This window comes from Pseudomonas sp. SbOxS1 (assembly GCF_013416725.1).
GTDB lineage: Bacteria > Pseudomonadota > Gammaproteobacteria > Pseudomonadales > Pseudomonadaceae > Aquipseudomonas.
Genome location: NZ_JAAVXC010000008.1, coordinates 442,527 through 468,026, shown reverse-complemented (window position 1 = coordinate 468,026; position 25,500 = coordinate 442,527). Strand labels below are relative to the sequence as shown.

Annotated in this window: 19 protein-coding genes and 2 tRNA genes; 9 read left to right on the top strand and 12 right to left on the bottom strand. The window is 60.6% G+C overall.

What is annotated here, in order from left to right; translation table 11 throughout:
- Positions 1-110 precede the first annotated feature (110 nt).
- The 3 genes from HFK74_RS14175 (at position 111) to nadE (ending at position 3,123) form a co-directional block, all read left to right on the top strand.
- On the top strand, positions 111-998 hold the full coding sequence (locus tag HFK74_RS14175; RefSeq protein WP_180204032.1) for a LysR family transcriptional regulator: 888 nt from the start codon (positions 111-113) through the stop codon (positions 996-998).
- Positions 999-1,075: 77 nt separating this feature from the next.
- Positions 1,076-2,281 carry a nicotinate phosphoribosyltransferase gene (pncB, locus tag HFK74_RS14170; RefSeq protein WP_180204031.1) on the top strand — a complete coding sequence of 402 codons (1,206 nt, stop codon included), beginning with the start codon at positions 1,076-1,078 and terminating at the stop codon, positions 2,279-2,281.
- Between the two features lie 14 nt (positions 2,282-2,295).
- Positions 2,296-3,123: an ammonia-dependent NAD(+) synthetase gene (nadE, locus tag HFK74_RS14165; protein WP_180204030.1), complete on the top strand. Its 828-nt coding sequence runs from the start codon at positions 2,296-2,298 to the stop codon at positions 3,121-3,123.
- 176 nt (positions 3,124-3,299) lie between these two features.
- On the opposite strand, the gene azu is transcribed toward nadE, so the two are convergent.
- Positions 3,300-3,746: an azurin gene (gene azu / locus HFK74_RS14160; protein WP_180204029.1), complete on the bottom strand. Its 447-nt coding sequence runs from the start codon at positions 3,744-3,746 to the stop codon at positions 3,300-3,302.
- Positions 3,747-4,089: 343 nt separating this feature from the next.
- Here azu and HFK74_RS14155 point away from each other — a divergent pair, with 343 nt between their 5' ends.
- Together HFK74_RS14155 and HFK74_RS14150 are read left to right on the top strand one after the other, a co-directional pair.
- Positions 4,090-4,677: a TIGR00730 family Rossman fold protein gene (locus HFK74_RS14155; protein ID WP_180204028.1), complete on the top strand. Its 588-nt coding sequence runs from the start codon at positions 4,090-4,092 to the stop codon at positions 4,675-4,677.
- Between the two features lie 70 nt (positions 4,678-4,747).
- Positions 4,748-4,927 (top strand): hypothetical protein, encoded by a 180-nt coding sequence (locus tag HFK74_RS14150; RefSeq protein WP_046819824.1) that lies wholly within the window; start codon positions 4,748-4,750, stop codon positions 4,925-4,927.
- A gap of 215 nt (positions 4,928-5,142) precedes the next feature.
- On the opposite strand, the gene HFK74_RS14145 is transcribed toward HFK74_RS14150, so the two are convergent.
- The 11 genes from HFK74_RS14145 to rnr all read right to left on the bottom strand — a co-directional run bounded on the left by HFK74_RS14145 (position 5,143) and on the right by rnr (position 22,005).
- A complete protein-coding gene (locus HFK74_RS14145; RefSeq protein ID WP_180204027.1) occupies positions 5,143-6,033 on the bottom strand; it encodes a transglutaminase family protein in 891 nt (296 codons plus the stop codon).
- Complete coding sequence (locus tag HFK74_RS14140) at positions 6,033-8,519, bottom strand: circularly permuted type 2 ATP-grasp protein (protein WP_180204026.1); 2,487 nt, start codon at positions 8,517-8,519, stop codon at positions 6,033-6,035. Before HFK74_RS14140 ends, HFK74_RS14145 begins: the two co-directional genes overlap by 1 nt.
- Before the next feature lie 88 nt (positions 8,520-8,607).
- Complete coding sequence (locus tag HFK74_RS14135) at positions 8,608-11,883, bottom strand: transglutaminase family protein (protein WP_180204025.1); 3,276 nt, start codon at positions 11,881-11,883, stop codon at positions 8,608-8,610.
- 312 nt (positions 11,884-12,195) lie between these two features.
- Positions 12,196-14,499, bottom strand: coding sequence for a YgiQ family radical SAM protein (locus tag HFK74_RS14130; RefSeq protein WP_008058979.1), 2,304 nt, complete (start codon positions 14,497-14,499; stop codon positions 12,196-12,198).
- Positions 14,500-14,701: 202 nt separating this feature from the next.
- Positions 14,702-16,099 carry a replicative DNA helicase gene (gene dnaB / locus HFK74_RS14125; protein ID WP_008058980.1) on the bottom strand — a complete coding sequence of 466 codons (1,398 nt, stop codon included), beginning with the start codon at positions 16,097-16,099 and terminating at the stop codon, positions 14,702-14,704.
- Between the two features lie 134 nt (positions 16,100-16,233).
- Positions 16,234-16,680 carry a 50S ribosomal protein L9 gene (gene rplI / locus HFK74_RS14120; protein WP_008058981.1) on the bottom strand — a complete coding sequence of 149 codons (447 nt, stop codon included), beginning with the start codon at positions 16,678-16,680 and terminating at the stop codon, positions 16,234-16,236.
- A gap of 19 nt (positions 16,681-16,699) precedes the next feature.
- A complete protein-coding gene (locus HFK74_RS14115; RefSeq protein WP_008058986.1) occupies positions 16,700-17,593 on the bottom strand; it encodes a hypothetical protein in 894 nt (297 codons plus the stop codon).
- A gap of 36 nt (positions 17,594-17,629) precedes the next feature.
- The gene (gene rpsR / locus HFK74_RS14110) at positions 17,630-17,860 is read right to left on the bottom strand and encodes a 30S ribosomal protein S18 (protein WP_002551829.1); all 231 of its coding nucleotides are present in this window, start codon (positions 17,858-17,860) and stop codon (positions 17,630-17,632) included.
- A 28-nt stretch (positions 17,861-17,888) separates the two neighbouring features.
- On the bottom strand, positions 17,889-18,311 hold the full coding sequence (gene rpsF, locus HFK74_RS14105) for a 30S ribosomal protein S6 (protein WP_003217491.1): 423 nt from the start codon (positions 18,309-18,311) through the stop codon (positions 17,889-17,891).
- A gap of 305 nt (positions 18,312-18,616) precedes the next feature.
- Complete coding sequence (rlmB, locus tag HFK74_RS14100) at positions 18,617-19,384, bottom strand: 23S rRNA (guanosine(2251)-2'-O)-methyltransferase RlmB (RefSeq protein ID WP_008064095.1); 768 nt, start codon at positions 19,382-19,384, stop codon at positions 18,617-18,619.
- The gene (gene rnr, locus HFK74_RS14095; RefSeq protein WP_180204024.1) at positions 19,381-22,005 is read right to left on the bottom strand and encodes a ribonuclease R; all 2,625 of its coding nucleotides are present in this window, start codon (positions 22,003-22,005) and stop codon (positions 19,381-19,383) included. Before rnr ends, rlmB begins: the two co-directional genes overlap by 4 nt.
- Positions 22,006-22,230: 225 nt before the next feature.
- Here rnr and HFK74_RS14090 point away from each other — a divergent pair.
- From HFK74_RS14090 to HFK74_RS14075, 4 genes are all read left to right on the top strand, one after another.
- A tRNA-Leu gene (locus HFK74_RS14090) sits at positions 22,231-22,317 on the top strand.
- Positions 22,318-22,506: 189 nt separating this feature from the next.
- Positions 22,507-22,593, top strand: a tRNA-Leu gene (locus HFK74_RS14085).
- A 280-nt stretch (positions 22,594-22,873) separates the two neighbouring features.
- A complete protein-coding gene (locus HFK74_RS14080; protein WP_180204023.1) occupies positions 22,874-23,884 on the top strand; it encodes an extracellular solute-binding protein in 1,011 nt (336 codons plus the stop codon).
- Positions 23,884-25,449 (top strand): iron ABC transporter permease, encoded by a 1,566-nt coding sequence (locus tag HFK74_RS14075; protein WP_180204022.1) that lies wholly within the window; start codon positions 23,884-23,886, stop codon positions 25,447-25,449. The genes HFK74_RS14080 and HFK74_RS14075 overlap by 1 nt, the downstream gene beginning before the upstream one ends.
- Positions 25,450-25,500: the final 51 nt, after the last annotated feature.

The window sequence follows — 25,500 nt, the reverse complement described above, 5'->3', positions numbered from 1 at the left end:
GTTTTAGCGCTCCCGAGGTTACTCAACAAACGACCATTAAGAGAGATATCATTCCGTTTATTCATGCTGTGCATTGTTGGCAATAAAGAGACAAGTACAAAGGACCGCCCATGCTGAACAAACGCTATTTGCCCTCGATCACTGCGCTGCAGTGTTTCGAAGCCGTGACCCGCCACCTGAGTTTCACTCGGGCGGCGGAAGAGCTGAACCTGACCCAGAGCGCCGTCAGTAAACAGGTGGCGCAACTGGAAGAGCTGTTGCAGCACCTGCTGTTTCGCCGGGTCCGCCGACGCCTGCAAATGACGCCAGCAGGCGACCTGTACCTGGTGGAGGTACGAAAAATCCTCACCCAGGTTGAGATGTCGACCCATTACCTGCGTTCCTACGGGGGTGAAACCGAAGTCCTGCGCGTCTCCACACCCTCGACCTTCGGCGCCCGCTGGCTGGTGCCACGCCTCAAGGGCTGGCGCCTGCGCCATCCGTCGATCCATCTGGACCTGTGCAATGAACAGGAAGCCGACGACCTGCTGCAAGGGCGCAGCGACCTGGCGTTCTACTTCGGCCAGGGTTCACGTCCCGGTACCGAATGCCTGAAGTTGTTCAGCGAAGAGCTTGTGCCTGTCTGTGCCCCGGGCAGCCTGCCCGACATGCCGTTCACCGACCCGACGCAACTCACCGACTTGGTCCTGCTGCAAAACGCCTCCCGCCCCCAAGCCTGGCACGACTGGTTCGACAGTCAGGGCTACCACACCGAACACAGCTACCACGGCCCGCGTTTCGAAACCTTTTATATGTGCATCCGCGCGGCGCAAGTCGGCTGCGGTGTGGCGCTGCTGCCAAGGTTCCTGGTGGAAGAGGAACTGGCCGACGGCAAGCTGGTCATTCCCTGGCAGCATGCAATGCCCAGCACCGACGCCTATTACCTGGCGTACCCGGAACATTCGGCGGAAGTGCCCAAGGTGCGCGATTTCGTGAGGTGGATGCTGGAGCAGGTGTAGGGACGCTTCAAAAATCGCTGGCAATCAACACCAGCGATATGCGCCACTAGCCTTATTCAATGTGGAGAACCCCCGTTATGAGCGAGAGTGTGTTTGCCGATCGCATCGTGCAGAACCTGCTCGACACCGACTTCTACAAACTGACGATGATGCAGGCGGTGCTGCACAACTACCCGAACGTAGAGGTCGAATGGGAGTTTCGTTGCCGTAACAGTGAAGATCTGCGCCCGTACCTGGCGGAGATCCGTTTCCAGATCGAACGGCTGGCCGAGCTGAGCCTGAGCGCCGACCAATTGAGTTTTCTGGAACGCATCAGCTTCCTGAAGCCGGATTTCCTGCGTTTTCTCGGGCTGTTCCGCTTCAACTTGCGCTACATCCACACCGGCATCGAAAACGGCGAACTGTTCATCCGCCTGCGAGGCCCGTGGTTGCACGTGATCCTGTTCGAGGTACCGATTCTGGCCATCGTCAGTGAGGTGCGTAACCGCTATCGCTATCGGGAGATTGTCCTGGAGCAGGCGCGCGAGCAGCTCTATCGCAAGTTCGACTGGCTGAGCGCCAACGCCAGCAGCGAGGAATTGTCCGAATTGCAGGTAGCCGATTTCGGCACCCGTCGTCGCTTCTCCTACCGCGTACAGGAAGAAGTGGTGAACGTGCTCAAGCACGATTTCCCTGGGCGCTTCGTTGGCACCAGCAACGTGCACCTGTCCCGGGAGCTGGACATGAAACCGTTGGGCACCATGGCCCACGAATGGATCATGGCCCACCAGCAGCTCGGCCCGCGGCTGATCGACAGCCAGATCGCCGCCCTCGATTGCTGGGTTCGCGAATACCGTGGCCTGCTAGGGATCGCGCTGACCGACTGCATCACCATCGATGCGTTCCTGGGCGATTTCGACCTGTTTTTCGCCAAGCTTTTCGACGGTTTGCGCCACGACTCGGGCGATCCCGTGGCGTGGGCGGAAAAAGCCATCGCGCACTATCACAAGCTTGGCATCGACCCGATGAGCAAGACGTTGACCTTCTCCGACAGCCTGACGCTGCCCAGGGCCCTGGAGATTTTTCGGGCGCTGCGGGGTCGAATCAATGTCAGCTTCGGCATCGGCACCAACCTGACCTGTGATATTCCGGGTGTCGAACCGATGAGCATCGTGCTTAAAATGACGGCCTGCAACGGCGCGCCGGTGGCGAAGATCTCCGACGAGCCCGGCAAGACTCACTGCACAGACCCGAATTTCGTCGCCTATTTGCGACACGTTTTCCAAGTTCCTGCCCCCCTCTAGCAAGGAGTGAATTCATGCAAGCCGTACAGCGTGAGATTGCTGATCAGCTCAAGGTTCAACCGCCATTCGCCGACGAAGCTGCCCTCGAAGCCGAAGTCGCCCGGCGGATTACCTTCATCCAGGATTGCCTGGTCAATTCCGGGCTCAAGACCCTGGTGCTGGGCATCAGTGGCGGCGTCGACTCCCTGACCGCCGGCCTGCTGGCCCAGCGTGCGGTCCGTGAGCTGCGCCAGCGCAGCGGCGATGCCGCCTACAAATTCATCGCCGTGCGGCTGCCGTACGAAACCCAGTTCGATGAACATGACGCCCAGGCCTCGGTGGACTTCATCAAACCGGACGAGCGCCACACGGTGAACATCGGCCCGGCGGTCAAGGCCCTGGCCAACGAAGTCGCGGCGTTCGAAGGCAAGCACGCGGTGTCGGTGGATTTCGTGCTCGGCAACACCAAGGCGCGCATGCGCATGGTCGCCCAGTACACCATCGCCGGCGCGGCCCATGGCCTGGTGATCGGCACCGATCATGCGGCGGAAGCGGTGATGGGCTTCTTCACCAAGTTCGGTGACGGCGCCTGCGACCTGGCACCGCTCAGTGGCCTGGTGAAAAACCAGGTCCGGGCCATCGCCCGCAGCTTCGGCGCACCCGAATCGCTGGTGGAAAAAATCCCGACTGCCGACCTTGAAGACCTGTCTCCGGGCAAACCGGACGAAGCGTCCCATGGCGTGACGTACGCCGAGATCGACGCCTTCCTGCATGGGCAGCCGGTGCGCGAAGAGGCGTTCCAGATCATCGTGAATACGTACAACAAGACGCATCACAAGCGGGTGATGCCGTTTGCGCCTTGAGGCGTGAGTGAATGAAAAAGCCCGCTGAGGAGTGATTCTCAGCGGGCTTTTCTTTGGCCGGTGTCATGCGTCGATGCTACCGGCCTCTTCGCGGGCAAGCCTCGCTCCTACAAGTACACCACTGTACCCGTAGGAGCGAGGCTTGCCCGCGAAGAACGATAACGCGGTGAACCTGCTTATTTCAGGGTCACAGTGCCTTTCATCATCGATATGTGGCCCGGGAACGAGCAGAAGAAGCCGTACTTTTCATTGGCATCGAGCTTGGACACGTCGAAGGTCACCGAGTCGGTCTCCTTGGCGCCAATGATCTTGGTGTGGGCGATGACGCGGGCGTCGCCTTCTTTCAGGTAGTTCTTGTCGATGCCAGCGCTCAGACCGTCGGTCGCGATCGGCTGCATGTCGGCTTCTTTACTGATGACCAGGTTATGGCCCATGACGTTTTTCGGCAGGTTGCCGGAGTGCTTCAACTCCACGGTGAACGTCTTGCAGCTCTTGTCGATTTCAATGGCCTTCGTGTCGAAAGACATCTGGTCAGTGGAGTCAACGGTGACTTTGCACTCCGCAGCCATCAATTGGCTGCTGGCCAGTGTCAACAGGGATACCGCAACAAGTTTGGCAAACATGGTGAATCTCCAAGGCAGGGTGAATGAAAAATGCGAATGAACAGAAGACTGCCTGAAAACTTCGCAAGTTCCTATGACCTGAAGCAAAAATTGTATACAACTTTCGGGCTATGGGACCGATCAAGACAATCTACCAGCCAGGCGTCTACCCCGGCCCTATCATGGACTGTCCTCATTTTTCGGAGCGTCTGTCATGTCGATCAATACCCTGTTGTGCAGCTTGCTCGCCGCCTATGCCTGCGGTGCCAGCGGAACCTGCGAAACGCCCAAGCGCGAAGTTTAGCCCTTGGAGCGCAACGCGCCTGCCTTTACCCTGTGGCCCTGATCGACCCAGGAGCAAGGCATGTCTTTAACATCCGTTTGTGTATTTTGCGGCGCCAGCACTGGCACCAACCCCGCTTATCGTGAAGCAGCCGTGACCCTTGGCCAGGCCTTGGCCGAACGCAAGCTGACCCTGGTCTACGGCGGTGGGGCCGTGGGGCTGATGGGTATCGTCGCCGACGCGGCATTGGCGGCCGGCGGTGAAGTGATCGGGATCATCCCGCAGAGCCTCAAGGACAAGGAAATCGGCCACAGCGGCCTGACCCGCCTGGAAGTGGTCGACGGCATGCATGCGCGCAAGGCGCGGATGGCTGAACTCAGCGATGCCTTCATCGCGTTGCCCGGCGGCTTGGGCACCCTGGAAGAGTTGTTCGAAGTCTGGACCTGGGGCCAGTTGGGCTACCACGGCAAACCGTTGGGCTTGCTGGAAGTGAATGGTTTCTACAGCAAACTCACCGGTTTTCTCGATCATATCGTCGGCGAAGGCTTCGTTCGCGCGGCACACCGTGACATGCTGCAGGTGAGCGAATCGCCGCAGACGCTGCTCGACGCCCTCGATCGCTGGCAGCCGACCGTTGCGCCCAAATGGGTTGAGCAAAAACCCGACTAACGACTTAGGCATCGATACAGGGCAGAATACGCGCCGCTCAAACCTCACCTTCGACCCCAGAGGATCGCCCATGGCCAAACCCAATTACTCCTTCGCCAAACGTCAGAGAGACCTGGCCAAGGAACAGAAGAAAGAGGAAAAGCTTCAGCGCAAGAAAGCAATGGCTGACGAAGCGGCACTGAACCCTGACGGTGAAGTCGCAGCAGATGACGATGTTGATGCACCGAAAGATCAGGCACCCGACGCCTGAGTCCCCTCCGGGCCGGATGATCTGATCGGGCCCATGGATCTGTGTCCAGGGTTGGCAGCGATGCTGCCGGCCCTCACAGGCCGATCGAATGACTCCCAAACACCGCATCCCCCTGTGGGAGCGAGCCTGCTCGCGAAAGCGATCTGCCTGTAACAGAACTTCTGGGTGTGCCGGCGCTATCGCGAGCAGGCTCGCTCCCACAGGGGGGGCTTGGTTTACTCCAATGGCATCACTGTCACCCGAACTTCGGGATCATGATTACCGCCTCCCAGGATCACTCCCCGCAACGGCGACACATCGGAGAAATCCCGGCCCCAGGCCAGGGTGATGTGTTCCAGCGCCGGTTGCACATTGTTGGTCGGATCGAAATCCACCCAGCCCGACACCGGACAAAACACCGAGACCCAGGCATGGGACGCATCGGCGCCGATCAATCGCGGTTGACCGGGTGGTGGCTGGGTCAACAGGTAGCCGCTGATGTAGCGCGCGGCCAATCCACGGGAGCGTATGCAAGCGAGCATCAGGTGGGCGAAGTCCTGACAAACCCCGCGCCGGCGTTCCAGCACTTCCACCAAGGGGGTAGCGACCTGCGTCGCTTCGGCATCGAAGGTGAATTCGCTGAAGATTTTCTCCATCAAGGCCTGGACCCCGAGCAACAGCGGCCGCCCCGCCGGAAAGCAGCTCTCGGAAAACTCGACGAAGTTGCGCTTGAGATGCACATAAGGTGATTCGAACCGGTAACGGCAGGCTTCGAGTAATTGCGGCGAAAGCGGCTGGCCGCTGTAGGTCAACGCATTGCGGGTGTCTTCCCAGGCTGGAGATCGATTGAAATCGACCAAGGGCCGGGGCAGCACCTCAATTGTCAGGCTGGCATTGACCAGCAGTTCATCATGGGGGCGCTCGAACGCCAGCCGGGTCAACGGATTGCCGAACACATCCAGCTCATCGCGGCGTGAAGTCGGGTCTGGACTGATCTGCAATTGCTGGTCGGAGCAACGCTGCCACGCACAAGGCCTGGGCCACAAATGCGCCAGTTGCTGGGCCAGGGACACAGGGCTGTCATAGTGATAATGGGTATCGTGGAAAATCTGGTAATGAGCGCTCATCAGACGGACACCGTGCGCTGGCTGACATCATCGACGTGGGCGAAGTGACGCAAGGCCAGGCGATCCGATACCTGCCCGCTGGCATCGGCAATTTCCTGCAGCAGATCGGCCAGCCCTTCGATGGCAGCACGCACGCTGGCGGCGCCGAACAACGGGTTTTCCAGGCAGCCCAGATCGAAGCGCGCCAGACGCTCCACCAACGGCGGCAGGCCCGCTTCGCGAGGTACACCGAAGTCGTCGCACAGGCGTTTGAGTGTGCGGGTCACCAGCTTCAACTGGAACAGCACCGCGTGCGGGTTCTGCTCATCGAGCAACAACAGGTCAAGAACCGGGATCAATTGCGCCACCGCCAGATACCGCGAACGATAGGTGATGCTGCTGTTGCCCAGTTCCAGTAACCATTCCAGTCCCGCCTGATCGAAAGCCCCGGCGCCACGCAGAAACGCCGCCAGGCTGCCGCTGAGAAATTGCAGGCGCTCGATCCGCCGGCCGATCATCAGGAATCGCCAGCCTTCGTCCCGGGTCATGTCGTCCAGGGCAAAACCGGACAGCGCCGCCAGGGACATCACCAGCCGGTTGAGGAAGTCGAGTAACTCGCCGAAGTCCGGCTCTTCGGTCTCGAGCTCCATCGCTTCACGTTGCAACTCCACCAGCGCCTGCCAGTTCTCCCGCGACAGCTTGCCACGCACCTGCGAGGCCGCCCATTGCAAACGCTGCAGGTTGGAACGCAGGCTGAATGGCCAGTCATCGCCGAGTATCGCCGCCAGCAAGCGCTCCGGCAGTTCGCCTTCATCGGGCAACAGCATCAGTCGCTCGCCAAGATCCACCGCCGCCTGCAGGGCCTGCGGGTCATCGCCGTCGACATAACGCGCCAGCATGATTCGCAGCAATCGGGCGCTGTCATCGCAGCGCTCGCAGTAACGGCCGAACCAGAACAGGTTTTCCACCACCCGCGACGGCAGGTAAGGATCGCGACGCACCAGATCATGCACGCCGATATTGCGCTGGGCTTTCCACTGTTCGCCGCTCGGTGAACGTTCACCCAGCACCCAGGTGTCCTTGCTGGCGCCGCCGCGCTGCATCGATACCACCTCGGCATCCGCCTGCGCGGCCACACGGGTCAAGCCACCGGGCAACACCCGATAGCCGTCGCGACTGGCCACCGCATACACGCGCATGCCGATGGCCCGCGGTTGCAGTTGACCGTCCTCGGCCTGCCATATCGGCGCCTGGGACAATTGCGCGAGTTCTTGCGCAACATAAGCATAAGGCCGCGCCTGCATGCGCTCGGCGAGCTCCTGGCGCTGTTTTTCACTCAAATCTCGACCGAATAGCGGGGCGAAACTCTGGGACGGAAATGCCGGCTTGATCAGCAGCTCGGGCAGTTTTTCCAGGGCCTGGGCCAGCACCGGCGCCTCACCGCACCACCAGGTGGCAATGGACGGCAGGATTAGTTCTTCGCCAAACAGGAACTGGTTGATCTTCGGCAGGAAACCCAGCAAGCCCGGCGACTCCAGTACGCCACTGCCGAGGGCGTTGGCCACCAGCACCCGACCCTGGCGCACGGCTTCGAGCAGGCCCGGTACGCCCAGGGCCGAGTCGGTGCGCAATTCCAGCGGGTCGCAGAAGTCGTCGTCGAGCCGGCGCATGATCGCGTGGACCCGACGCAGGCCACTCAGGGTCTTCAGGTAGACCGTGGCATCGCGCACCGTGAGGTCACCACCTTCCACCAGCGGATAGCCAAGCTGGCGAGCCAGGTACAGGTGTTCGAAATAGCTTTCGTTGAAACGCCCCGGCGTCAGCAGGACCACCAGCGGCGCCTCTGCGTCGCTTGGCGCCTGGCGGGCCAGTGTCTCCTGGAGGGTGCGGAAGAATCCCGCCAGGTGCTGCACCTTCAAATCACGGTACAACTCGGGAAAGGCCCGGGACACGATGGTGCGGTTCTCCAGGGCGTAGCCAGCCCCGGACGGCGCCTGAGTGCGATCGGCCGTTACCCACCAGCGGCCATCGGGCGTGCGCGCCAGATCCACGGCGTACAGATGCAAATAGGCTCCGTCAGGCGGCTTGATGCCCTGACAGGGCCAGAGGAAATTGTTGTGACCAAATACCAGCTCCGCCGGCAGCAGGCCTTCGGCGATCAAGCGTTGCGGGCCATAGAGATCGGCCAGTACGGCATTGAGCAAACGCGCACGCTGGGCGATGCCGGCGGACAATTGCTCCCACTCATCGGCAGCAATCACATGGGGCAGCAAGTCCAGCTCCCATGGCCGATCGGCGCCCTTGGGATCGGCGTAGACGTTATAGGTGACGCCGTTTTCCTGGATCTGCCGGGTCAACAATGCCTGGCGCTGCACCAATTGCGCGGGTGTGCTGCGCTGCAACTGGTCGAACAGCCGGCGCCAGTGCGGCCGTATGGCACCGCTGTCGTCGAGCAATTCGTGATAGGTGCCCGCCGTCAGCGGGTAGCGGTCTAGCAGGTCAGGCATGGAAAGCTCGGCAGACAGCAGTGATCGGTCAGACTAACGCACGCTCATGACGCCCGGATAGACGAAAAATCCGGGCGTCGCGTACGAATTAGAAACGTCGTAAATCGAGCGTCATCGGCAGCTCGTCGTTAATTTCCATATTGGGTATCGGAAGTTTCCCCGGCGTGTGTCCGATTCGGAAGAAACGCGCCATTCGCCGGCTCTCGGCTTCATTGGCGTTCACTGGCAATGTCTCGTAGTTGCGCCCACCCGGATGGGCGACGTGATACTGGCAACCGCCCAGCGAACGGCCCATCCAGGTGTCGAGCAGGTCGAACACCAGCGGCGCATGGACCGGGATGGTCGGCTGCAGGCAGTTGGCAGGCTGCCAGGCACGGAAGCGCACACCGGCAACGAACTCGCCGACCCGCCCAGTGGGCTGCAACGGCACAGGTATGCCGTTGCAGGTCAGCACATAGCGTTGCGGCGGCAATCCGCTGAGCTTGACCTGCAGGCGCTCCAGGGACGAGTCGACGTAACGCACCGTGCCACCGACCGCGCCCTCCTCGCCCAGTACATGCCAGGGCTCAAGTGCCTGGCGCAGTTCCAGCGCGATGCCATTGACGGCGTAGTCGCCGACCTTGGGAAAGCGAAACTGCAGGTGCGCCGCAAACCACTCTGCCCGCACCGGATAACCGGCGTCGTTGAGATCGGCGACGACGTCAGCGAAATCCTGTTCGATAAAGTGCGGCAACAGGAACCGGTCATGCAGTTCGGTGCCCCAGCGCGCCAGTTTTGGCGGTGCATAAGGCTCACGCCAGAACCGGGCAACCAATGCCCGCAGCAATAGCTGCTGGGCCAGGCTCATGCGCGCATGGGGTGGCATTTCAAAAGCGCGCAACTCCAGCAAGCCAAGGCGACCGGTCGCGCCATCCGGTGAATAGAGTTTGTCGATGCAGAACTCGGCGCGATGGGTGTTGCCGGTCACGTCGATCAACAGGTTGCGCAGCAGGCGATCCACCAGCCACGGCGCGCACTCTTCGCCCGGCGCAGGCATCTGGGCGAAGGCGATTTCCAGTTCATACAAGGTGTCGTTGCGCGCTTCGTCGACGCGTGGGGCCTGGGACGTCGGGCCGATGAACAGTCCGGAAAACAGGTAGGACAAGGACGGATGGTTATGCCAGTAGCTGATCAGGCTGCGCAGCAAATCCGGACGCCGCAGAAACGGTGAGTCCGCCGGTGTCGCGCCCCCCAGTACGAAGTGGTTGCCGCCACCGGTGCCGGTGTGCCGGCCGTCGATCAGGAATTTCTCGGTGGTGAGTCGGGTCTGGCGCGCTTCTTCGTAAAGAAATTCAGTGCGCTCAACCAACTCGTCCCAGGTCGCGGATGGCTGCACGTTGACTTCGATCACGCCGGGATCAGGGGTGATGCGAAAGTTGCTCAGGCGCGGATCGCTCGGCGGCTCGTAACCTTCCAGCAATACCGGGCAATTGAGCTCCCGGGCCGTGGCCTCGATGGCTGTCACTAACTCCAGATAATCCTCGACCCGCTCCAGCGGCGGCATGAACAGGTACAACCGGCCTTCACGTGCTTCGGCGCAGAAGGCGGTGCGGGTCAGCCAGTCAGCGGACTCATCGACCTTGGGTGCCCGATCTTCAATCAGTGCCGCCGCGCCCTGACGCTGCAGTTGTTCTGTACCAGGTAGCGCCGGGAAATCCTGATTGGGATCTTGGGGGTGAATGAACGGATACTCCGCCGCCTTCACCCACGGCTGTGAACCCAGCGGCAGACGATACCCCAGTGGCGAGTCCCCCGGCACCAGGCGGCAGTGCTCGTCACGCAGGTACCAACGGCCGCTTTGCCATTGATCGCCCTTGGCGGTGCGCGCCAAGGGCAGGACCTGGCCAATCACCTTGTCCAGGCCCTGACTGAAGACTTTGCGCAAACGCGCACGTTCCAGGGGCTCTTCGAGTCGCGAGTCTTCGGCGCTGACGTTCTGCGGCAAAGTGCCTTCGCGCCAGAGGTAATAGAAATTGTCTTCGTAGGCTGGAAACACAAAGCGCGTAGGAATGTTCAAGCGCTCGGCGACACTCGCCAGAAAACGCCCGGCCAACTCGCCATTGGCGCCGTAATCCTGCTGCTCGTCGGCGATCAGCGCGCTGTCGTGCCAGATCGGCACACCGTCGCGGCGCCAATAGCAATTGAGCGACCAGCGCGGCAGTTGTTCGCCGGGATACCATTTACCCTGGCCAAAATGCACCAGACCTTGCGGGGCATAGCGCTGGCGCATGCGCTGGAACAGTTCGGCGGACAGTCGGCGCTTGTTCGGCCCCAGCGCCGCAGTGTTCCACTCGGCACCGTCCGGGTCATCGATGGACACAAAAGTCGGCTCACCGCCCATGGTCAGGCGCACGTCGCCTTCGAGCAGGTCGGCATCGATCTGCCGGCCCAGGGCCTGGATCGCCAGCCACTGGTCTTCGGTGTAGGGCTTCGTGACCCTTGGCGCCTCCCAGATCCGCTCCACCGACATTTCGTGGCTGAATTCGCATTCGCACGGTTCCACCAAGCCACTGATCGGTGCCGCAGAGGATGGATCGGGACTACAGGCCAACGGAATGTGTCCTTCACCGGCAAACAGCCCGGAGGTTGCATCCAGGCCGATCCAGCCGGCACCGGGCAGATAGACCTCGCACCAGGCGTGCAAGTCGGTGAAGTCCACTTCGGTACCGGAAGGACCGTCGAGGCTTTTCAGGTCGGCGGTCAATTGAATCAGGTAACCCGACACGAAACGCGCGGCCAGTCCCAGGTGACGCAGCAGTTGCACCAGCAACCACGCCGAATCGCGGCAGGAACCGGAGGCCTGCTCCAGGGTGTGCTCGGGGGTTTGCACCCCCGGCTCCATGCGGATCAGGTAGTTGATGTCTTCGCTCAGACGCTGGTTGAGCGCGACGAGGAAATCCACAGCCGGCAATGGCGTAAGGTCGATGCTGTCCAGATAGGCCTTGAACTTCGGCGTCAGGGGCAAGGTTTCCAGGTACGGCGCCAGCTCCTTGCGCTCGTCGGTCGCGTAGGCGAATGGGATTTTTTCGGCGTAAGGCTCAAGGAAAAAGTCGAACGGATTGAACACCGCCATTTCCGCCAGCAGATCGACTTCGATCCGCAGCTCGTCGGTTTTCTCCGGGAACACCAGCCGCGCCAGGTAATTACCCTGGGGGTCCTGCTGCCAGTTGATGAAGTGCTGCTCGGGCGAGACTTTCAGCGCATAGGAAAGTATCCGCGTGCGGCTGTGGGCGGCGGGACGCAGTCGAACGATCTGCGGGCCCAACTCGACAGCGCGGTCATAGCGGTAATGTGTGACATGGTGCAATGCGACATGAATCGACACGGCGTGCCTCCTGCGAGCCCTAAGCGTATTGGAAAGCGCGCAAGACTTATGCCATCCAGCAGTGCTGGCGCTTTCTCCCGTTGCAGGAGGCAGTACAGCACCAAAATCGGGCGATGCGGGAAATTGGTTGGAGAGAGTTGCACGTAAATGTGGCGGTGCTCCCTGTGGGAGCTGGCTTGCCAGCGAAGCTTTTGGCGACAGGGAGGGCGCCTTCGCTGGCAAGCCAGCTCCTACAGAGGTCCATTTTCCGTTTCACAGCGGAATGCAAAACGCCAACCCGAAGGTTGGCGTTTTGTTCAGCTCAAGCGAGGCTTAGCGCGGCACGACCGGCTTGCGCGCAGGCTTGGGTCCCTTGCCTTTGGCCGCCTCCTTGCGCTCCTTGGCCGCCTGCTGGTTGCGGGCGAATGCTGCTGCCTTGGCTTGCTCACGCTTGTCCCACGGGTTGCCGCCATCGCTGGCGCGTGGTGGCAGGCCGGTGTGCTGGGTCAGGATCTTGGTGGTCTTTTCCCCTGCAACCTTGTGGCTACCGGCCGGCGTCGAGTTCTTGCGACGGGCGCTCTGGTAGCTGTCGGTGGACGGCTGGTGCAGCGGGATCAACTGGTTCTTGCCCGGCCCGATCAGATCGGCACGGCCCATGCGGGTCAGCGCCTCACGCAGCATCGGCCAGCCTTTCGGATCGTGATAACGCAGGAAAGCCTTGTGCAGGCGACGCTGCTCCTCGCTCTTGACGATGGTGACCGCGTCACTCTTGTACGTAACCTTGCGCAGCGGGTTCTTGCCCGAGTGGTACATCGCGGTGGCGGTAGCCATCGGCGACGGGTAGAACGCCTGCACCTGGTCAGCACGGAAACCGTTGCCCTTGAGCCACAGCGCCAGGTTCATCATGTCTTCGTCGGTGGTGCCCGGGTGGGCCGCGATGAAGTACGGAATCAGGTACTGCTCTTTCCCGGCTTCCTTCGAATACTTCTCGAACATGCGCTTGAACTTGTCATAGCTGCCGATGCCCGGTTTCATCATCTGGTTGAGCGGACCTTCCTCGGTATGTTCCGGGGCGATCTTCAGGTAGCCACCGACGTGGTGGGTCACCAGCTCTTTAACGTATTCCGGCGACTCGACCGCGAGGTCATAACGCAGGCCGGAAGCGATCAGGATCTTCTTCACACCCGGCAATTCACGGGCGCTGCGGTACAACTGGATCAGCGCCGAGTGGTCGGTGTTCAGGTTCGGGCAGATGCCGGGGAACACGCAGGACGGCTTGCGGCACGCGGATTCGATTTCCGGGGTCTTGCAGGCGATGCGGTACATGTTCGCGGTCGGGCCGCCCAGGTCGGAGATCACGCCGGTAAAACCGGGAACCTTGTCACGAATTTCTTCGATCTCGCGAATGATCGACTCGTGGGAGCGGTTCTGGATGATCCGGCCTTCGTGCTCGGTGATCGAGCAGAAGGTACAGCCGCCGAAGCAGCCACGCATGATGTTCACCGAGAAGCGGATCATGTCGTAGGCCGGGATCTTCTCCTTGCCATACGCCGGGTGCGGAATGCGGGCGTAAGGCATGCCGAAGACGTAGTCCATCTCTTCGGTGGTCATCGGAATCGGTGGCGGGTTGAACCAGACGTCGACTTCACCGTGCTTCTGCACCAGGGCACGGGCGTTGCCCGGGTTGGTTTCCAGGTGCAGCACGCGGTTGGCGTGGGCGTAGAGCACCGCGTCGTTACGGACCTTTTCCACCGACGGCAGGCGGATCACGGTCTTGTCGCGGGTCATCTTCGGGCTGGCCAGGATCTGTACGACCTTGGCTTCCTGCGGGTCTTCAACCGGCCCCTTTTCCTGCTCGATGGCGCAGGCCTGGGTGTCCTGGGTGTTCACGTACGGGTTGATGATCTTGTCGATCTTGCCCGGACGGTCGATTCGCGTGGAGTCGACTTCGTACCAGTCTTTGGGTGTGTCGCGACGGATGAACGCGGTGCCGCGCACATCGGTGATGTCTTCGATCTTGTGACCGTAGGACAGGCGCTGGGCGACTTCGACGATCGCACGCTCGGCGTTGCCGTAGAGCAGGATGTCGGCGCAGGCGTCGATCAGGATCGAGTTACGCACCCGGTCCTGCCAGTAATCGTAGTGGGCGATGCGGCGCAGGGACGCTTCGATGCCACCGAGCACGATCGGCACGTGCTTGTAGGCTTCCTTGCAGCGCTGGCTGTAGACCAGGCTCGCGCGATCCGGACGCTTGCCCGCCAGGCCACCCGGGGTGTAGGCGTCGTCGGACCGGATTTTCTTGTCGGCGGTGTAGCGATTGATCATCGAGTCCATGTTGCCGGCCGCGACACCGAAGAACAGGTTCGGCTCGCCAAGCTTCATGAAGTCGTCTTTGGACTGCCAGTTCGGTTGGGCGATGATCCCGACGCGGAAGCCCTGGGACTCCAGCAGCCGGCCGATGATCGCCATGCCGAACGACGGGTGATCGACGTAGGCATCACCGGTGACGATGATGATGTCGCAGGAATCCCAGCCAAGCTGATCCATCTCCTCCCTGCTCATTGGCAGGAATGGCGCTGGTCCGAAACATTCGGCCCAGTACTTGGGATAGTCAAATAACGGCTTGGCTGCTTGCATGTCGATAACCGGTGTTGGCTTTCATTGAATTTCGCGGGCGCGGAATATAGCACAAATTTTGACCAATTCCGACGGCTGTGGTCGGAAATTGGTGTCGACCCATTCGCGGGCAAGTCGGATCGCCGCCCGCTCGCTCCTACAGCTCACATAGACCCGTAGGAGCGAGGCTTGCCCGCGAAGAGGCCCGATCAGACGCTACAAATCACTCGTCGTCGTCGAAGTTGTAGCTACCCGGCGCCAGGTTCTCGAATCGCGTGTACTTACCGATAAAGGCCAGGCGGATAAAGCCGATCGGCCCGTTCCGCTGCTTGCCGATGATGATCTCGGCAATGCCTTTGTGCTCAGTCTCCGGGTGATACACCTCGTCGCGGTACACGAACATGATCACGTCGGCGTCCTGCTCGATCGCTCCGGATTCCCGCAAGTCGGAGTTCACCGGGCGTTTGTTCGGGCGTTGTTCCAGGGAACGGTTGAGCTGTGACAGCGCAACGACCGGGCAGTTGAATTCCTTGGCCAGGGCTTTCAGGGATCGGGAGATCTCGGAAATCTCGTTGGTCCGGTTGTCACCGCTGGAGCCCGGGATCTGCATGAGTTGCAGGTAGTCGATCATGATCAGGCCGACTTCGCCATGCTCACGCACCAGACGGCGGGTCCGCGCACGCATTTCCGACGGGCTGATACCGGCGGTATCGTCGATGAACAGCTTGCGATCGTTGAGCAGGTTGACCGCCGAGGTCAGGCGTGGCCAATCGTCATCTTCCAGCTGGCCGGAACGCACCTTGGTCTGGTCGATGCGCCCCAGCGACGACAACATACGCATGATCAGCGATTCACCTGGCATCTCCAGCGAGTAAACCAGAACCGCCTTCTCGCTGCGCAACACGGCGTTTTCCACCAGGTTCATCGCAAAGGTGGTCTTACCCATGGACGGACGGCCGGCGACGATGATCAAGTCGGCCGGCTGCAGGCCGCTGGTCTTCTCGTCGAGGTCGGTATAACCGGTGGACAGGCCGGTGATGGCGTTGTCGGTGTTGAACAGGGTGTCGATGCGGTCGATGGCCTTGGTCAGCAGGTCATTCACACCCACCGGGCCGCCGGTTTTAGGCCGGGCCTCGGCGATCTGGAAGATCTGCCGTTCAGCTTCGTCGAGAATCTCGGCGGCGGTACGGCCTTCCGGGTTGAAGGCGCTGTCGGCGATCTCGGTGCTGATGCCAATCAGCTGGCGCAGGGTCGCCCGCTCACGAACGATTTGCGCATAGGCCTTGATGTTGGCGACGGACGGCGTGTTTTTCGCCAGTTCGCCCAGGTAACCCAGGCCGCCGACCTGCGAGGTCTGACCTTCCTTGTCCAGTTGCTCGGACAGGGTCACGACGTCGATCGGCATGTTCTGATCGGCCAGTTTGGCGATCGCACGGAAAATCAGACGGTGGTCATGTCGATAGAAATCGCCGTCGGAGACTTGATCGAGCACGCGTTCCCAGGCGTTGTTGTCCAGCATCAGACCACCGAGTACAGCCTGTTCGGCTTCGATGGAATGCGGCGGCACCTTCAGCGCGGCGGTTTGCAGATCGTATTGCTCGGGAGCAGAGATTTCGTTCATGGCCACTTGGTTTTTTAAGAAAAGCAGGGGTTTGAAAACGGGTGTTACCAGAAAGACAAAGGGCACGACCTGTAAACAGGATCGTGCCCGATGTTACCGGCAAGCACCCGAGGGTGCCAGCCGACAAGTGCTGCTTAAGCTGCTACCACGACAACGCGTACGGTGGCTTCAACTTCGGCGTGCAGGTGCACGGCTACGTCGAATTCACCTACGTTGCGGATGGTGCCGTTCGGCAGACGAACTTCGCTTTTCGCTACTTCAACGCCGGAGGCGGTCAGTGCGTCAGCGATGTCGTGAGTACCGATCGAACCGAACAGCTTGCCTTCGTCGCCAGCGGTGGCAGTGATGGTCACTTCCAGCTCGGCCAGTTGGGCAGCGCGGCTTTCAGCCGACGATTTACGATCTGCTGCGGCTTTTTCCAGCTCAGCACGACGCTCTTCGAACGCAGCCAGGTTGGCTGGGGTCGCAGCGGTAGCTTTGCCGTAAGGCAGCAGGTAGTTACGACCGTAACCAGCCTTAACGTTCACTTTGTCACCCAGGTTGCCCAGGTTGGTGACTTTTTCCAGAAGGATCAGTTGCATGTGAAAATCCTCTTAACTTTTAACCTTCACCGTTCGCGTCATCGGCGTCTTTCGGCGCCAGACGACCGCGAAAATCAATCAGGCTGTCGACGATGGCCAAGACCACCAGCAACGGATAGATCAGCTGCATGAACAGCAACAGCGTGACGTACAACCCCACCAGCCAGAACCTGGCCAGTCGCTTTTGCGCCACCAGCCCGTGAATCAGGGCCAGCCCGGCGAAAACCAGCGGTACGCTGCACAGCGGTACAAGCATGGACATCTGGACACCGAGGTTCGGTGTCACAACCATGCCCGCCAGCAGCAACATCGCGGGACCCAGCGGGATTCGGACGGCGCGAAACTCGCGACCGAAACCACCGGGGTTGTACAACAACGCCTGCCAGTAGCGCCCGACAATCAGGCTCAGCACACTGACGATTTGCAACAAGGCCGCAATCAGGCCAGTCAGGATCGGTGTAATCAGGGACGCGAAACGCGCTTGCTCGTCTACCGACATTTGCTGGTAGACCTCACCGAGTAGCGACGGCATGACCTTTATCAAGGCCTGCGCCAGCATCTCGATCTGGGGACCGAAAACCGCCCCCAGCACCACTGAAAACACCACTCCCATCGCTATGCTGACCAGCAGCACGCGGTTCCAGGACTCGCTTGCGCGCAAAACCAACGCAAGGCTCGCAGACCCCAGCAGCACCAGAAGTGCCCGTGGGTCGTCGGAGTAAAGCCACCAGATCAACGCCGGCAGCAGTCCCAGAGCAAGAACGCCCAGGGCGTCCCTCAATCCGCGCCGCAGGAGCACAAGGCATCCGGCGGCAGCACCCAACCAATACAACAACGGCAATGCCGCGCATCCAGCCACTACGAGAGTGGCCTGCATACGGCCCCGCATGATGAACTCAGCTAAGGCACGCATACATTCAATCCTTTGCTACGTGTCGACTGCCCGGTCTCAGCGGCCGTGGCTGTCGGTGTAGGCCAGCAGGGCCAGGAAGCGGGCGCGCTTGATAGCGGTGGCCAGCTGACGCTGATAACGAGCTTTGGTACCGGTGATGCGGCTTGGAACGATTTTGCCGGTCTCGGATACGTAGGCTTTCAGAGTGTTGAGATCTTTGTAATCGATCTCTTTCACGTCTTCAGCGGTGAAGCGGCAGAATTTACGACGACGGAAGAAACGTGCCATTTGATAGGCTCCTTAAAAGGTCCGTGGATTACTCGTCAGCGTTATCGCTGTTGTCGCTGTCATCACTATCAGCGCTTTCAGCGCCTTCGTGCTCAGGACGGTCGCGACGCTCACGGCGCTCACTGCGGTTTTCTTCAGCCTTGAGCATCTCGGATTGGCCGGTAACGGCTTCTTCGCGACGGATGACCAGGTTACGGATCACTGCATCGTTGTAGCGGAAGTTGTCTTCCAGCTCGGCCAGGGCCTTGCCAGTGCACTCAACGTTCAGCATCACGTAGTGAGCCTTGTGAACATTGTTGATTGCGTAGGCCAGTTGACGACGGCCCCAATCTTCCAGACGGTGGATTTTGCCGCCGTCTTCTTCGATCAGCTTGGTGTAACGCTCAACCATGCCGCCGACTTGCTCGCTTTGATCCGGGTGGACCAAAAAGATGATTTCGTAATGACGCATGAATGCTCCTTACGGGTTGTAGCCTGCCGCTCAAAAGCGGTCAGACAAGGAGTGAATGACACTTATGGACTTGTGGACGCTAGACACGTTGGTGCCTGCCATCACAGCAAGGGGCGCAATTGTAGAGAAGGGGCGTGGGAGGCGCAAGGGAATTGGTGATTATTTGAACAGTCCTCAATTCATGCCACACCACAAAACACTGTGGGAGCGAGCCTGCTCGCGATAGCGGTGTAACATTCGACATTGATGCCGAATGTTACACCGCTATCGCGAGCAAGCTTGCTCCCACAGGGGCTACTACCGACTTAAGCTTTTTTGGCGGCAGCCTTGGCTTTGACACTGCGCTGACGCTGCGCTTCAAACAGGCACACACCCGTTGCCACGGACACGTTGAGACTGCTGACGCTACCGGCCATCGGCAGGTTCACCAGGTAGTCGCAATGTTCACGCGTCAGGCGACGCATACCTTTGCCTTCGGCACCCATGATCAGGATGGTCGGGCCAGTCAGGTCCTGGTCATAAAGACTGACCTCGGCCTCCCCTGCCGTGCCCACGACCCACAGGCCACGCTGCTGGAGTTTTTCCAGGGTGCGCGCCAGGTTGGTCACGGCCACCAGCGGAATCACTTCCGCCGCACCGCAGGCGATTTTTCGTACAACCGGCGTCAGGGTCGCCGACTTGTCCTTCGGTACGATCACTGCCAGCGCACCAGCCGCATCGGCGGAGCGCAGGCAGGCGCCGAGGTTGTGCGGATCGGTCACGCCGTCGAGCACCAGCAGCAACGGTGCGCCTTCGGTGCGATCGAGCAACTCGTCGAGCATCGCCTCGCCCCAGACCTGGCTCGGACTGACGTCCGCGACCACACCCTGGTGCACACCTTCAACCCAGGCGTCCATTTCGCGGCGCTCGGCCTGACCGACCTGAACCCGGTTTTCGTTGGCCAGCTCAATCAGCGTCTGGACCCGAGGGTCATTCCGACCTTCGGCCAGCCAGATCTGCTTCACGCGTTTCGGGTGATGACGCAACAACGCTTCTACAGCGTGTACGCCATAGATCTTTTCCAACTGACTCATGACTTGGCCTTAGGTTTACGCGCCCCGCCAGTCTTGGCTGGAGCCGAGCCCGCTTTCGGCGGACCTTTACGATGTTTAGTCGGTTTGGCTGGCTTGCCGCCGGCAGCCTTTTCAGGCGCCGACCGGCTGGTCTTTCCCCCAGACGCCGCTTTACCGCCGCTTTTCGCGCCGGCGAGCAACGCCTGCTTCATTTCACGGCTCTTGCGCACTTCGGCGTTTTTCGCCGCGGCATCGCTTGGGCGATAGGCCTCGACAGCCTTTTCCTTGGCAGGACGACGGCCGGTTTTCGCCGGGGCCGGTTCTGCTTCGGCCTTAGCCGCAGGAGCTGCTTCGGTACCACGTTTTTTGCGACCGATCGGCGCGCTGATGGTTTTTTCGGCCATCTCGAAGTCGATCTTGCGCTCGTCGAGGTCGACGCGCATCACCCGCACTTCAACCGTGTCGCCAAGGCGGAAGCTACGACCGGTACGCTCACCGGCCAGGCGGTGGTGCACAGGATCGAAGTGGTAGTAATCGCCCGGCAGCGCGGTGACGTGCACCAGGCCTTCGACGTAGATGTCGGTCAGCTCGACGAACAGGCCAAAACCGGTCACTGCAGTGATCACGCCCGGGAACGACTCGCCCACGCGATCTTTCATGAACTCGCACTTGAGCCAGTTCACCACGTCGCGGGTTGCTTCGTCGGCACGGCGCTCGCTCATCGAGCACTGCTCGCCGAGTTGCTCCAGGGCCGCCTCGTCGTACGGATAGATGCGCGCCTTCGGAATAGTCATCGCACCGGCACGGCGAACGTGCGGGGTATCCTGCTTCGAATGGATCACGCTGCGGATCGCCCGATGCGTGAGCAAGTCCGGGTAGCGGCGGATCGGCGAGGTGAAGTGGGTGTAAGCCTCGTAATTCAGGCCGAAGTGGCCCTGGTTATCGGCGCTGTACACCGCCTGGCTCAACGAACGCAGCATCACGGTCTGGATCAGGTGGAAATCCGGACGATCCTTGATGCCGGCCAGCAACGCCTGGTAATCCTTCGGCGACGGGCCGTCCTTGCCTTTGTGCAGGGACAGGCCGAGCTCGCCGAGGAAGGCGCGCAGTTTTTCCAGGCGCTCCGGCGGCGGGCCGTCGTGAACGCGATACAACGCAGGAATCTCGTGCTTCTTCAGGAATTCGGCGGTGGCCACGTTGGCCGCCAGCATGCATTCCTCGATCAGCTTGTGCGCATCGTTGCGCACGGTCGGACGGATTTCCGCGATCTTGCGCTCGGAGCCGAAGATGATCCGGGTTTCCTGGGTTTCAAAATCGATCGCGCCGCGCACGTGACGAGCGGCCAGCAACACCTTGTACAGCGAATACAGCTGCTTGAGGTGTGGCACGACGTCGGTGTATTCGCCACGCAGCTTGCGCGCTTCGGTGGCTTTCGGCGTTTCCAGCATCGCGCTGACCTTGTTGTAGGTCAGGCGGGCGTGGGAGTGGATCACCGCTTCGTAGAAGCAGTAGTCGGTCATTTCGCCAGATTTGGAGATGGTCATCTCGCAAACCATGGCCAGGCGATCGACTTGCGGGTTCAGCGAGCACAAACCGTTGGACAACTGCTCAGGCAGCATCGGGATCACGCGCTCGGGGAAGTACACCGAGTTGCCGCGAACCTGCGCCTCGGCGTCCAGCGCCGAACCGAGCTTCACGTAGCTGGATACGTCGGCAATCGCCACGTACAACTTCCAGCCACCGGAGAACAGCCGCAGCTTGCCCGGGCGGGCTTCGCAGTAGACCGCGTCATCGAAGTCGCGGGCATCTTCGCCGTCGATGGTGACGAACGGCAGATGACGCAGGTCGATGCGTTTCTCTTTGTCTTTCTCTTCGACTTCCGGCTTGAGCTTGCCGGCTTCCTTGAGCACGGCCTCAGGCCAGACGTGAGGAATGTCGTAGGTACGCAGGGCAACGTCGATCTCCATGCCCGGCGCCATGTAGTTGCCCACGACTTCGACCACATCGCCTTGCGGCTGGAAGCGTGGTGTCGGCCAGTGAGTGATCTTCACTTCGACGAACTGACCGATCTGCGCGTTCGCGTTACGGCCCGGCGTCACCAGCACTTCCTGCTGGATCTTCGGGTTATCCGCGACAACGAAACCGATACCGCCCTCTTCGAAGTAGCGGCCGACGATGGTCTCGTGAGCACGTGACACCACCTCGACGATCATACCTTCGCGGCGACCGCGGCGATCCAGCCCGGAAACACGCGCCAGTGCACGGTCGCCGTCAAACACCAGGCGCATTTGTGCCGGGCTCATGAACAGGTCGTCACTGCCGTCGTCCGGCACCAGGAAACCGAAGCCGTCGCGGTGACCGCTGATGCGGCCCAGGATCAGGTCGAGCTTGTCCACCGGCGCATAAGTGCCGCGACGGGTATAGATGAGTTGAGCATCGCGCTCCATGGCGCGCAGGCGGCGGCGCAGGGCTTCGATCTGGTCTTCCGTGGTCAGACCAAACTCTTCGACCAGTTGCTCGCGGTTAGCGGGCGAACCTCGATCAGCAAGGTGCTGAAGGATCAGTTCGCGGCTAGGAATGGGGTTTTCATATTTTTCCGCTTCACGAGCGGCCTCGGGATCGAGGGACTGCCAATCGGCCATTAGAGAGTTTTCACCTTGTCTATATGCGGGTTAGTTTGGCATAGGCGTAATGAAACGGGAAATTTCAGGCTAAGACGCCTCATCTAAAGCCCTTTATCGACACCAGTAGGCTGACTTGAAGACCGCTGGTGAAATTTTTCAGGTTTTTTTGGTGTCAGGGGTTTACAGTTAAAAAGACGCTCCGTATAGTGCGCGCCATCGACGACGGACAACGTTGCCGATACTGCCCAGATGGTGAAATTGGTAGACACGCCAGCTTCAGGTGCTGGTGACCGCAAGGTCGTGGAAGTTCGAGTCTTCTTCTGGGCACCAATTTCGAGCTTGAGATTAGTTCAATTTCAAGGCTCACACAAAAACCCGCGAAAGCGGGTTTTTGCATTTCCGGGGTTCTGATCTGCATTTCTGAGGTTCTGATTTATTAATTTCAAATCAGGGGTTTACAGATCAAATTGCGCTCCGTATAGTGCGCCACATCAACAGCGGCAACGCTAGCGATGAAATGCCCAGATGGTGAAATTGGTAGACACGCCAGCTTCAGGTGCTGGTGACCGCAAGGTCGTGGAAGTTCGAGTCTTCTTCTGGGCACCAATTCAAATTCAAGGTTACGGCCTTGAATTTCAAAAAAACCCGCGAAAGCGGGTTTTTGCGTTTCTGGCCTTCAGAAAATGACTCGCACCCTGTAGGAGCGAGCCTGCTCGCGATAAATTTCCAGACGACGCATTTTTCCAGCTAGCCCGCATCATCGTTCACGTCCATCGCGAGCAGGCTCGCTCCTACAGGATTTACACGTCCAGCAAGCGCATTTGAGAAACAATATCGTTTATCATTGTTGCAAGATTTTGCAATGCGACAGTGAGGAACCCTGCGAATGATGTTTCGAAATACCCTGCGCCGCGGCCTGACCACCACCCTTCTCGGCCTGGCACTCGCCACTCCCCTCACCCAGGCTGCCGACCCAGTCTCCCTGACGCTCTATAACGGCCAACACAAGGAAGTCGGCGATGCGGTCGCCAAAGCCTTCGAAGCCAAAACAGGCATTCACGTCAATGTGCGCAAAGGCAGCAGCAACCAGCTCGCCAGCCAGGTCGTCGAAGAAGGCGATCGCTCCCCCGCCGACGTGATCTACGCCGAAGAATCGCCGCCACTGAACAAACTCGGTGAGCAAGGCTTCCTGGCCAAGGCCGATGACACCACGCTGGCAGTCCTGCCCAAGGACTATGTCGCCGCCGACGGCACCTGGATTGGCGTCACCGCGAGGGTGCGCGTCGTCGCGTTCAACCCGAAACTGGTCGACGAAAAAGACCTGCCGAAATCGGTGATGGAATTCTCCGATCCAAAATGGCAGGGCAAGGTCGGCTTCGTCCCCACCAGCGGCGCGTTCCAGGAACAAGCCGTGGCGATCATCAAGGTGCATGGCATGGAGGCTGCGGAAGAATGGCTGACCGGCCTGCGCGCCTTCGGCAAGACCTACAGCAACAACATGGTTGCCCTCAAAGCCGTGGAAAACGGCGAAGTGGCGACGGTGCTGGTGAACAACTACTACTGGTTCGCCCTGCAACGTGAAAAGGGCCAGCTCGACTCGAAACTGCATTACTTCACCGGCGGTGATGTCGGCGGCCTGATTACCGTATCGAGCGCGGCCGTGCTGAAATCCAGCAAACATCCAAAAGAAGCCCAGCAATTGCTTGCCTACATGGCCAGCGAAGAAGGCCAGCGCGTGATCACCCAGACCACCGCCGAATACCCGCTGCACAAAGGTATGGAGTCGGATCGCGGCCTCAAACCGTTCAGTGAACTGCAAGCGCCGAATGTCACGCCCGCCGACCTGGGCAATGCCGAAGAAGCCCTGGACCTGGAACGCGAGGTTGGCCTGAACTGATGAGCGCATCGCTATCCGCCTCCGCCACGCATGGCCGGTATGTGCCAGGGCGTAAGCGGCCTTCCATCTGGCTCGTACTGCCGGTTCTACTGCTGGTCGTGCTCAGCGTGCTACCCCTGGCGTACGTCGGCCTGAAAGCCTGGCAAGCCGGCTGGGCCCAAGCGCTGCACTTGCTGTGGCGGCCCTATGTGTTTGGCCTGCTGCGCAACACCCTGGCGCTGATGATCGGCGTGACGCTGGCGTGCGGCGTGATTGGCCTGTCGCTGGCATGGCTGCTGGAACGCAGCAATCTGCCAGGTCGGCGCCTGTGGGGCGTGATTCTGTGCTTGCCGTTCGCCGTACCGGCGTTTGTCAGCAGTTTTACCTGGGTGTCGCTGAGCGCACATTTCGAAGGGCTCGGCGGGGCGATCCTGGTGATGAGCCTGTCCAAATACCCGCTGATCTTTCTACCGGTGGCCGCCACCCTGCGCAATCTCGACCCCTCGCTGGAAGAGTCTGCCCGCACCCTGGGGCTGAATCGCTGGGGGGTGTTTTTCCGCGTCACCCTGCCGCTGCTCTGGCCTTCGCTGCTGGCGGGGTCGCTGCTGATTGCCCTGCACATGCTGGTGGAATTCGGCGCGCTGTCGATCATCGGCCTGCAAACCTTCACCACCGCGATCTATCAACAGTTCGAGCTGGAGTTCAGCAACGCCAACGCCGCGATGCTCTCGGCGGTGCTGCTGGCGCTGTGCTTGATGTTGCTGTGGCTGGAACTGCGTGTTCGCGGCAAAGGCCGGCACGTGCGCACAGGCCAGGGCGCGGCGCGACAGGCAGAACAGGTTCGCCTGGGACCGTGGGTGTTTGCGGGACAGCTTTACTGCCTGTTGCTGGCGATCATTGGCAGCGGCATTCCGCTGGGGATGCTGGCGTACTGGCTGGCCGTGGGCTCGTCGGCCGCGTTCCCGATCGCCGCGATCAGCGAGGCACTGCTGTCCTCCCTGGCCCTGTCCCTGGGCGGCGCGGCGTTTTGCCTGGTGCTGGCGCTGCCGGTGGGGCTGCTGGTGGTGCGCTATAAAGGGCTGCTGGCAATCTGGGCCGAGCGCTTGCCGTATCTGCTGCACGCGCTGCCAGGGCTGGTGATCGCGCTGACCCTGGTGTATTTCGCGCTGCACTATGTGCCGGTGCTGTACCAGACTTCGACGCTGCTGCTGATTGCTTATGCGCTGCTGTTTCTGCCGCTGGCCCAGGCGCCGATTCGCACAGCGCTGAACAAGGCGGCACCGCAACTGGAAGAGGCGGCACGCACGCTGGGGGCGTCTTCGTTCAGTGCGTTTTGCCGGATAACGCTGCCGATCATTTTCCCGGCGCTGGGGGCGGCGTTTGCGCTGGTGTTTCTGGATGCGATGAAGGAACTGACGGCGACCCTGCTGCTGAGCCCGACCGGGCTCAACACACTGGCCACCGAAGTGTGGGCGCATACCGCGAATGTGGAGTTTGCAGCGGCGGCGCCTTATGCGGCGTTGTTGATATTGGTGTCGGGGTTGCCCGTCTACCTGTTAACGACCCGGATGTATTTGAGCCGCTGAGACCGCTTTCGCGAGCAGGCTCGCTCCCACAGGGATCAGTGGCGAATACAA

Bases quoted from the DNA above. Each gene is read 5' to 3' on its own strand.
- HFK74_RS14175 (WP_180204032.1), top strand. From the start codon at position 111: ATGCTGAACAAACGCTATTTGCCCTCGATCACTGCGCTGCAGTGTTTC.
- pncB (WP_180204031.1), top strand. From the start codon at position 1,076: ATGAGCGAGAGTGTGTTTGCCGATCGCATCGTGCAGAACCTGCTCGAC.
- nadE (WP_180204030.1), top strand. From the start codon at position 2,296: ATGCAAGCCGTACAGCGTGAGATTGCTGATCAGCTCAAGGTTCAACCG.
- azu (WP_180204029.1), bottom strand. From the start codon at position 3,746: ATGTTTGCCAAACTTGTTGCGGTATCCCTGTTGACACTGGCCAGCAGC.
- HFK74_RS14155 (WP_180204028.1), top strand. From the start codon at position 4,090: ATGTCTTTAACATCCGTTTGTGTATTTTGCGGCGCCAGCACTGGCACC.
- HFK74_RS14150 (WP_046819824.1), top strand. From the start codon at position 4,748: ATGGCCAAACCCAATTACTCCTTCGCCAAACGTCAGAGAGACCTGGCC.
- HFK74_RS14145 (WP_180204027.1), bottom strand. From the start codon at position 6,033: ATGAGCGCTCATTACCAGATTTTCCACGATACCCATTATCACTATGAC.
- HFK74_RS14140 (WP_180204026.1), bottom strand. From the start codon at position 8,519: ATGCCTGACCTGCTAGACCGCTACCCGCTGACGGCGGGCACCTATCAC.
- HFK74_RS14130 (WP_008058979.1), bottom strand. From the start codon at position 14,499: ATGCAAGCAGCCAAGCCGTTATTTGACTATCCCAAGTACTGGGCCGAA.
- dnaB (WP_008058980.1), bottom strand. From the start codon at position 16,099: ATGAACGAAATCTCTGCTCCCGAGCAATACGATCTGCAAACCGCCGCG.
- rplI (WP_008058981.1), bottom strand. From the start codon at position 16,680: ATGCAACTGATCCTTCTGGAAAAAGTCACCAACCTGGGCAACCTGGGT.
- HFK74_RS14115 (WP_008058986.1), bottom strand. From the start codon at position 17,593: ATGCGTGCCTTAGCTGAGTTCATCATGCGGGGCCGTATGCAGGCCACT.
- rpsR (WP_002551829.1), bottom strand. From the start codon at position 17,860: ATGGCACGTTTCTTCCGTCGTCGTAAATTCTGCCGCTTCACCGCTGAA.
- rpsF (WP_003217491.1), bottom strand. From the start codon at position 18,311: ATGCGTCATTACGAAATCATCTTTTTGGTCCACCCGGATCAAAGCGAG.
- rlmB (WP_008064095.1), bottom strand. From the start codon at position 19,384: ATGAGTCAGTTGGAAAAGATCTATGGCGTACACGCTGTAGAAGCGTTG.
- rnr (WP_180204024.1), bottom strand. From the start codon at position 22,005: ATGGCCGATTGGCAGTCCCTCGATCCCGAGGCCGCTCGTGAAGCGGAA.
- HFK74_RS14080 (WP_180204023.1), top strand. From the start codon at position 22,874: ATGATGTTTCGAAATACCCTGCGCCGCGGCCTGACCACCACCCTTCTC.
- HFK74_RS14075 (WP_180204022.1), top strand. From the start codon at position 23,884: ATGAGCGCATCGCTATCCGCCTCCGCCACGCATGGCCGGTATGTGCCA.